Origin of the sequence: Proteiniphilum sp. (assembly GCF_040307845.1) — a bacterium.
GTDB lineage: Bacteria > Bacteroidota > Bacteroidia > Bacteroidales > Dysgonomonadaceae > Proteiniphilum.
Map to the genome: position 1 here is coordinate 1 of NZ_JAWRIS010000053.1, position 9,099 is coordinate 9,099.

Consider the following 9,099-nt stretch of genomic DNA (forward strand, 5'->3'; position numbering starts at 1 on the left):
CATCTCGTTGACCGATAAGACGAATCTTCGGGAACTTTTTGACAAAACTAAATTTCAAAATGACAAAGAACGATTTGGGCTCAATGGGCCAGGTTTATTTGATTTTTAATAACGTCCCTTTTTTATGGGACACTAGTGACAAGAAATAAAATCACAAGAAAATTATCTATACCTATAGTTTTGGTCTTTATAACAGTTCTCTGAAGTTGAATATTATTCCTTCTATGTTAACATCGGAAATTGCCTATAAAATTTTAATAATGATATTGTTTCAGTACGTAGTCTGGAACGAACAAATATTTTCATCTCTTCATCCATGAGTTCTCCTAATCCATCAAGTATTCCCTTGTCGCTCATACCCTCAAGCGTATCTATGCATTTCTGTAAATAATCTGCAAGGGGAATTTTCATACGTGTTTCAACAATAGACTTATTTAGGAGCGTCTTGTTATTCATGTAAAACCAACAGTCAAATATATCTCTGTTGATCACATTCGTACGATCTAACATAGCACAAAGCTTATGTGCAAACATATCGGGTGCGACCATCACTTGGATGTTAACTCCAAAAAGGTTCTTCACCTCATAATGATCATTAAAATTCCGATTTGATATCTCGACTTTAAGCTTCCGTTCTCCCACACCGTAATTTAGGACACATAGTATTCCGAAGAACTTTCTTGCTTCGTCATGAATAGTTCCATGTTTCAGAAGAATTCTCCTAATCTTATCATATACAATATCCTCTTTTTCAGACAGCAACAGATTAAAATCCAAATCGACCGAGAATCTTGGCAAATCATAGAAAAACATCAAGGCTGTTCCTCCTTTGAAACCGAGTAACCCTGCTAATTCCTTGTCCTCATATATATCTTTAAGGATTTGGAACAGAAAAAACTTATGCTTATTGATATCTACCATTTTTCAGAAGTTGAAAGGTTCGTTTTTCCAAGGTGACAGATTGATAAGCCGGAATGATCCGATCGATCAACGGCCTGTCGAGTGAATGAATATTATCACAAAAAAAATCCTTACTCAAATAGAGCATATCAAGAAATGCCCTTTCGGGAGTAGCAATGTTGATATTATCCCTCCGGATTATACCGATATTATTCATGATAATCTCCTCTTTTATTCTGCGATAGTTGTATCGCTTGTTATCTGCTTCGATTTCACGGGAAAGGTAACTGACACTCGTATAGCGCGAATCATACTGAAAGATGATACCAGCCTGTTGGAGTACATATTCCAAAGAAATATAGGAAGGAGTATACAATAAATTAGCAAACTCCAGAGGATTGTATTCCGGCTTTGCATAAATTCCTTTGCGAGGATTCAGCAGCCTTCCAGTCTGCACGTAATACCCCAAACGCTCGCTTAGATATTTACTCTCCTCCTGAGGAAACATCATGGCAATACCCGACAAACGGAACACTGTTCGACTGTCTTTATATATTTCTAGTATAAAGTCTTTTTTGTTCATATATAAACTGAAACAAGGAATTATTCTTATATACAGTTCACAAAAGTAATATAATCAATTTAAAAGAATTTATTCAGACTTATAAAAATAACAAAAAATCTCGTTTAATTCAAAACAATCCATATCCCTACAATAACGTAATCACGATTACGGTATCACTGGTTCCATTAATTATTTTTCCAAACATTTGCATCGAATTATTTATTCTGTGCATGAAGATATCGCCTCCGTTTATATCTACTCCTTAAGATACCACTATCCATAAGCAGTACATCCTGAAATATTTCGTGATTATTGACCTGAAAAATCGAGAAGCTGACACATCAGGATATCGGGCAAATGGACATGTATGTCAGGATGTTCAACGATTTGAAGCGTGGTGAGGACGATAATCCGACAATAGGACGGAACCTAAAGCCAAAAGAATATTTTTCTATTTCTTTAACATCAATATCCCATATAACCATGTTTTTATTACGATTTATTCGTAAATTTGCACCAAGACAGTAAGAGCTGATTTGAATATTGCTGCTGATCTTCAAAATGTAAAATAAGAACTTCTATGGACAAACATAAACGGAAAAACAATTGAAATATGGATAAGCACAAATATATTCTCCTGTTAGCATTCTCTAATCATATAAAATGAAGAAGATACATACAATTTTTACTTTTGTCCTTATTCTTGGTATCACGACTGCTTGTGTTCAGGATAAATCTGATCACAAGGCGCAAGGTATCACTTTCACTGTCAATGGAGAAAGTTTCGAGATGATTTTTGTAGAAGGTGGAACATTTACTATGGGATGTACGGGCGAACAGGGTGATGATTGTGAGGACGATGAGAAGCCGGCGCATGAAGAGACTTTGTCCGCTTTTTACATGGGCAAATATGAGGTTACCCAAAAATTATGGAGCGCTATTATGGATCCTGAACTTAACAGTTCCTACAATTCAGGCTGTGAAGAGTGCCCAGCAGAACGTATAAATTGGAAAGATACCCAAGTCTTTATAACCAAGTTAAATATCCTTACCAAAAAAAAATTCCGATTGCCTACAGAAGTTGAATGGGAATATGCAGCGCGTGGTGGCAATCAAAGCAGAGGGTACAAATATAGCGGAAGCAATAAAATAGACGAGGTTGCCTGGTATTTTGATAATTATCAGAACAACAAACAGGGAAGTAAGGGAACCACCCATCCTATAGGGATGAAAAAGCCTAATGAATTAGGTTTATACGACATGAGTGGCAATGTATGGGAATGGTGTAGCGACTGGTACACTCAGGAATACACCCGTAATGGTAAAACTGTCCACCCGGGATGGCCATATGGGGGCACGCATCTTTTTTTCCGCCGTGTCTTGCGGGGCGGTAGCTGGGGCGGCACTGCAAAAGGATGCAGGGTATCGTATATCGACTACGACGTAGAAAAACATCACGATGAATTTGGAGGCTTCCGCCTTGCTTTAAATGCAGACTCAGTGCAAGTCACCACTAATTAATAATAACACAATGAAAAAAGAAATCACAATTCTGGCAATTATCCTGTTCCAAATAACAGGAATAGTGGGATGTAAACAGTCCGGTACACAGAATGATCTTATCACAGTTGATGTAACGGCAAATTATCCCAAGAAGGAACTGATCCTTCAGGACTTTATGGATGTGGAATATATTCCACTGGAGACAAATGATGAATTTGTGACCCAAGGTAATGTGCTGGCAATAGGCAACAAATACATATTGGTAAAAAACTGGATTAACGATGGTGATATTTTTGTTTTTGACAGAAAAACCGGTAAAGGAATAAGAAAGATAAACAGAAAGGGACAAGGCGCCGAAGAGTATAACTTTATCAACGGGATTGCGCTGGATGAGGACAACAAAGAATTATTTGTCAATTGTTCCACCTCGAAAAAAATACTGGTGTACGACTTATCGGGCAACTTCAAACGAAGTTTTGCCCATACCGAAGGTGCTGATTATTGGAACATATTCGATTATGACAACGATAATCTGATCTGTTACGATATGTCGGGTTATTACAAAGATGGAGAACCCAGAGATCGTCAATCTTATCATGCCATTATATCGAAACAGGACGGCCATATTACCCGTGATATTTCAATTCCTTTTGATGTGATCAAAGCTCCGTCCGTGCGGGAGGGCGAAGGGACAGCGGTAACCTCCGTATCGTCAATAATTCCCTATCATGACAATTGGCTACTTGTTGAAACATCATCCGATACCGTGTACAATTATATATCCAAAGAGAATAAGTTGGTTCCGTTTCTTGTAAAAACTCCCTCCAAAGATACTGAAATACTCCTTACCATGGGGATGCTTACCGACCATTTTTATTTCATGCAAACCATGAAAAAAGTATTCGATTTTACAACGGGAAGAGGATTCCCAATTAACGATTTAATGTACGACAAGCAGGAAAATGCACTCTTTAATCCGAGTGTACTCAATGGAGATTATCTGAAAAAAAAGGAAGTGGACATGATTTCGAACCCGTTAAATGGAGGAATTGCATGTTTCGAAACTTTGGCAGGCAGCCAACTTGTGGAAGCATATAAAAATGACGAATTGAAGGGAAAATTAAAAGAAATTGCCGCAGGACTGGATGAAGAAGATAATCCTGTGATCATGTTGATGAAGTATAAAAAATAGCATAACTGAAAAAAGTCATGAGAAATTTATTTAGATCTGTAGTTTTAATCGTTGCAACAATGCTCTGGAGCTGTGCGAACAATAGCGATACGGAAAAGCATCAAAGTCGGCGAAACAACATTACAGATGTGAAAGAAAAAATTCAGGAAATAGTCACGGAAGAGGTAATGATCGGTTCTATCTCCAGGTTACAACTGATGGATGATTATCTGATTGTCCAAGACTACAAATCAGATGACTTGCTTATCCACCTCTTCAACAGGAACAATTTTGAATACGTCGCCAGTGCCATACCTAAAGGACAGGGGCCCGGTGAGATCACCGTTATGGGACATATAGGAGTGAATGAAAAGAGGAGAGAGATTTATATGTCAGATCACGGCAAACTAAAGCTATTCAGCTATCCGCTTGATAGTATCCTCAATGATCCTTATTATATGCCGGAGGTAAAAAAGGAAATTAACAACACTCAGTTTCCCAGTGATTATATATTTGTCAATGATGTCCTCTCCTTTGCAAGAATCATAAAACCGACGGGGAATACAGGTCATAACGAGGCGGCAGGAAAATGGAATATGCAGACCGGGGAAATAAAAGAGATGAACTATTCCCATCCCGATGTGGGAAAGAAACGTATCTCCATAGCAGTCTCCATGGAGCACGGAATCGTTGTGGAATGCTACACAAACCGCAACCTGATGACCATCATGGATATGGAAGGGAACCTGAAATACAATATATATGGCAGCAATTGGAATAGCAGGGATCCCCTTCGTCATTATGGAAACGCCTTTATCAGGGGAGATAAGATAATCGTATCCTATTCGGGAGGCAATTGGAATACCGAAGAGTATTATCCTGACAAATTATTGGTCTTCAATCTTGATGGCGGTTATATTAAAACATTGGATATAAGATATAGAATTTCTGATTTCTGCTATGATCAACAAAATGATAGATTAATTTTCTTCTTTGAAGATATGATCCAATTTGGGTATCTTGATCTCGATGATAATCTGATCAATTAAGAATTATCTTTAATAACGTAACTGCCATTACGGTAATTCCGGTTACGTTAATTAAATGCAAAATATGAAGTTCTACAACAGGATATCCGAAATTGCCACGAAAACACCTCCGAATCTATGTTTCCGCAGCATGATAGCTTGTGGCATCGACATGGAAAATTCAAGCATTAAAGGTTGATAATCAGATTATAATTTAAAGCAGAAATTTCATTTTTTAATCATATCTTTGCGGACGAAATAAATTGGGTCGCAGTGCGACCCGAAATACATACGGCACATGAAAGAAACAGTATCATCGAACTTTTATAATGATATTAAAAACATCATCTTCAATGCCCGGAACAAAGTATATCATTATGCTAACAGCACAATGATATACGCTTATTGGGACATAGGGGAGCGTATTCTTATTGAAGAGCAGGGCGGTAAAGACCGCGCCGATTACGGGAAGAAAATACTGCTTGAACTTTCCGCCAGGCTTACGGATGAGTTTGGGTCCGGATACGACGAGAGAAACTTACGCAGAATGAGGCAGTTATATCAAACCTTTCCAATTCGGGACGCAGTGCGACCCGAATTGACATGGACGCATTATCGTTCGTTACTAATGGTTGAAAATGAAAAAGCTCGCCAGTATTACTTGAAAGAAGCCATTGAACAGAATTGGGGAACCCGTGCACTTGACCGGCAAATATCATCGCTTGCTTATGAACGTATCCTTTCTTCTCAAAACAAAATAGAAACAAAAAAACACGAAGATAATATTGCACGGCAAGATGTATTAATGCCGCAGGATATTATCAAAGACCCTTATATACTGGAATTTCTCGATTTGTCCACTAACACCAATTTATATGAAAAGGATTTGGAAAAAGTCCTGATTGACAACCTTCAAAAATTCATCCTTGAGCTTGGAAAAGGCTTTGCTTTTATCTCCAGGCAACAAAGGATTTCCACAGAAACGTCCAATTTTTTCATCGACCTTACCTTTTATAATTACATCCTGAAATGTTTCGTGATTATTGACCTGAAAATCGGGAAGCTGACACATCAGGATATCGGGCAAATGGACATGTATGTCAGAATGTTCGACGATTTGAAGCGTGGTGAGGGCGATAATCCGACAATAGGACTCATATTATGTACCGAGAAAGACGAGACGGTTGTCAGGTATTCGGTACTTGCTGAAAATCGGCATATGTTTGCATCAAAATATAAACTCTACCTGCCGACGGAAGAAGAACTTATCAAAGAACTGGAAGCGGAACGCAGGCAGATTGAAATGATGCAAAAAGATAAAGAATACGATTGAACATCGTCAGTCTTATCATGCCATTGCATTGAAAGAGGTGAATACGGAAGGTAAAATAAGAAGATAATGAACGTATAATCGATCTCTACTAAAACGTTATATGAAACAACTTGTCCCCTATCTCATTCTCCTGCTCTGCACGTTACTCATGGCCTGCCAGGGCAAACTCCGTCATGAAAAAGTGCTGGATGAGGCAGCCCGTTTGTCCGACTCCATCCCTTCGTTGGCGTTGTTGAAGCTGGAAGAAATAAAGGATGTGAAACGGCTAAGCGAAGCCGCACAAGCCGAATACAACCTGATTTACATAAAAAGCATGATCCGGTCGGGCAATAAGCTGTCATCCGACTCCATCATCCACGCCACCACACAATACTACCTCCTCCGGAATGATTCCGCCAACCTGTACCAAAGCCTCTACTATAACGGAATGTACCATTACCGGAATGCCACACACGACTCCGTGGTGTACTACTTCAATCAGGCGATCAAGGCGATTCCAGAAGACGATGACAATGGTAGGAAATCCTCATACAAACGAACAATCGGATACGCCTACCTCTCCTTGGGAGATGCGTCCACCGCGATAAAGACCCAGGAGGAAGCGTTGCAATATGCCCATGCCGCAAACGACTCCCTACAGGTGGTCTATTCGTTATTGGCACTTGGCGATGCCCAGAGCTACAACAAGGAGACGGATAAATCCATAGAGACCTATATGCAGGCGCTCCACCGGACACAAGAACAAGGATACCAGGACCTGGAAGTTACCATCCTTAATATACTCTCAGGAGTATACGAGTCAGACAACCGGATAGAGGAAGCGTTGCACTATAAGAACCAATCACAGGAGGTCAAACGGAACCGCCGGGATGTGCCTGCCGCCAATTTATACCGTGCCATCCTGTTCGACAAGCAAAACAAGCCCGACTCGGCACGGCAGTATGCGGAGTTGTCCATCAAGGGCGACGACCCCTATGTGGCCGACCTCGCCTACTCTTTTCTACGTACATCGGAAGCAAAAAAAGGCCATTTTATCGAGGCGCTGAACCTGTCAAAGAATAGCGAACAGGCATTCAACTCGTTTTTATCAAAGATCCGTTCGGATGATATGCAACAGAAATATGAGAAAGAGAAATTAGAGAATGAAAACAACCGGCTAAAAATCAAGCAGAAAGAACACCAGTTCTATTTGCTGGTAAGCACCTTCCTCTTGCTCCTGATGGCGATCGGTTTCTATATCATCCGTGTGAACAACAAACGAAAAAATGAAAAAGCCGCCCATGAGCACAGGCTTCTCGGGCTACAACAGAAAAACCTGTTATTGAAACAGCAACAGGAGATAAGCGCCCTGCGGGAAAAGGAAGCGCTGCTCAGGGAGTCCCTGTTCAAAAAGATTAACTTCTTCCACAAACTACCCTCCCTGAACACGGACAACAACACAGGCAAGAACACAGACAACAACCCTGATAAGCAGGCCAAAATAAAAATCACCGATCACGACTGGCAGGAGCTGATACACGGTATCCGGGACGCTTACCCCGATTTCCTGGACAAATTGGCAGAACACGCCCCCACCCTGTCGGATGATGATGTGCGCTTCTGCTGCCTGCTGAAGATAAATATCAATATGCAGGACCTGTCCGACATCTACTGCGTTTCGAAAGCAGCCATCACCAAACGGAAGTACCGGTTGAAAACCGAGAAATTCCGGATAGAAGACAACAGCCTCAACTTAGATGCCATCTTACAGAAGATTAATTGATAAAATAAAACATTGTCCGCCTATACTTTTCTTCAAAACATCACAACTAACTAACAAACAACAGACTAATACAACAATAAGATTATCAATTGTCCGCCTGATTATTTGTTCCTATCCATCTCAAACCGTTACCTTTGCTTCCATGAATCACCATTAAGACGGATAAACATGAAACGCGAATTATTTCATTACCTCCCGGGGATATTTTTCCTCCTCCTCTTTCCTTCTTGCGGCAAGAACGGAAAACAAGCCCTGCTCGACCAACTGGATGTAGTAGCTGAGCAGGTGATAATCCGCAATTCGGAGCTGATCTCCTGCGACCTGACCAAACTAAAAGACACCGTGGACCTACCCTTAAGCCTCTTTATCGAAGATCTTAAGATGGTAAAACTCGACAACCGTGACGAGGCACTTATAGGATTCACGTTTATCACCGTCACCGACCAACATATTTTAGTGAGGAATATTCGCCAGAATCCGTTCAAATTATTCAATATAGAGGGTGAATTTATCACCACCATCGGTTCTTACGGGCAAGGCCCCAATGAATACCTGAATGTGTATAACGAATGGCTGGATGAAGAAACCGGGCAGATATACATTTTGGCCTGGTCGAGCAATCAATTGCTGCGTTTCGACCTGCAGAATAATCCATTGGATCCGATTCCACTCAGGTATAGGGTTCCCAAAGGACAGATAGTTGTCAACAGCAAGGAATCAACCGTATCGGTTTTCCGTCTCCCTTTCGAGGGGTTCCCCGTGATGGCATGGACGCAGGATTTCGAAGGGAATATGATCGATTCTATCGCCCCCGGACATCTTGCCTTACCCCCCAGT

The 9,099-nt window shown here is 40.5% G+C and carries 8 protein-coding genes and 1 pseudogene; 7 read left to right on the forward strand and 2 right to left on the reverse strand.

What is annotated here, in order from left to right:
• A pseudogene (locus ABV001_RS12450) lies at positions 1-109 on the forward strand (IS4 family transposase); the annotation flags it as partial.
• Positions 110-222: 113 nt separating this feature from the next.
• Here the strand turns inward: ABV001_RS12450 and ABV001_RS12455 are convergent.
• Positions 223-921 (reverse strand): nucleotidyl transferase AbiEii/AbiGii toxin family protein, encoded by a 699-nt coding sequence (locus ABV001_RS12455; RefSeq protein WP_352423109.1) that lies wholly within the window; start codon positions 919-921, stop codon positions 223-225.
• Complete coding sequence (locus ABV001_RS12460) at positions 905-1,483, reverse strand: hypothetical protein (protein ID WP_352423110.1); 579 nt, start codon at positions 1,481-1,483, stop codon at positions 905-907. Before ABV001_RS12460 ends, ABV001_RS12455 begins: the two co-directional genes overlap by 17 nt.
• Positions 1,484-2,128: 645 nt before the next feature.
• Between ABV001_RS12460 and ABV001_RS12470 the strand changes: the two genes are divergently transcribed.
• The 6 genes from ABV001_RS12470 to ABV001_RS12495 all read left to right on the forward strand — a co-directional run.
• Positions 2,129-2,986 carry a formylglycine-generating enzyme family protein gene (locus ABV001_RS12470; RefSeq protein ID WP_352423111.1) on the forward strand — a complete coding sequence of 286 codons (858 nt, stop codon included), beginning with the start codon at positions 2,129-2,131 and terminating at the stop codon, positions 2,984-2,986.
• Between the two features lie 10 nt (positions 2,987-2,996).
• Entirely contained in the window at positions 2,997-4,160 is a 1,164-nt protein-coding gene (locus ABV001_RS12475; protein ID WP_352423112.1) for a 6-bladed beta-propeller, read from the forward strand.
• A gap of 128 nt (positions 4,161-4,288) precedes the next feature.
• Positions 4,289-5,188 carry a 6-bladed beta-propeller gene (locus ABV001_RS12480; RefSeq protein WP_352423113.1) on the forward strand — a complete coding sequence of 300 codons (900 nt, stop codon included), beginning with the start codon at positions 4,289-4,291 and terminating at the stop codon, positions 5,186-5,188.
• A gap of 277 nt (positions 5,189-5,465) precedes the next feature.
• On the forward strand, positions 5,466-6,500 hold the full coding sequence (locus ABV001_RS12485; RefSeq protein WP_352423114.1) for a PDDEXK nuclease domain-containing protein: 1,035 nt from the start codon (positions 5,466-5,468) through the stop codon (positions 6,498-6,500).
• Between the two features lie 100 nt (positions 6,501-6,600).
• The gene (locus ABV001_RS12490) at positions 6,601-8,262 is read left to right on the forward strand and encodes a tetratricopeptide repeat protein (protein WP_352423115.1); all 1,662 of its coding nucleotides are present in this window, start codon (positions 6,601-6,603) and stop codon (positions 8,260-8,262) included.
• Between the two features lie 168 nt (positions 8,263-8,430).
• The coding region (locus ABV001_RS12495; RefSeq protein ID WP_352423116.1) for a DUF4934 domain-containing protein at positions 8,431-9,099 on the forward strand (669 nt) is incomplete at its 3' end.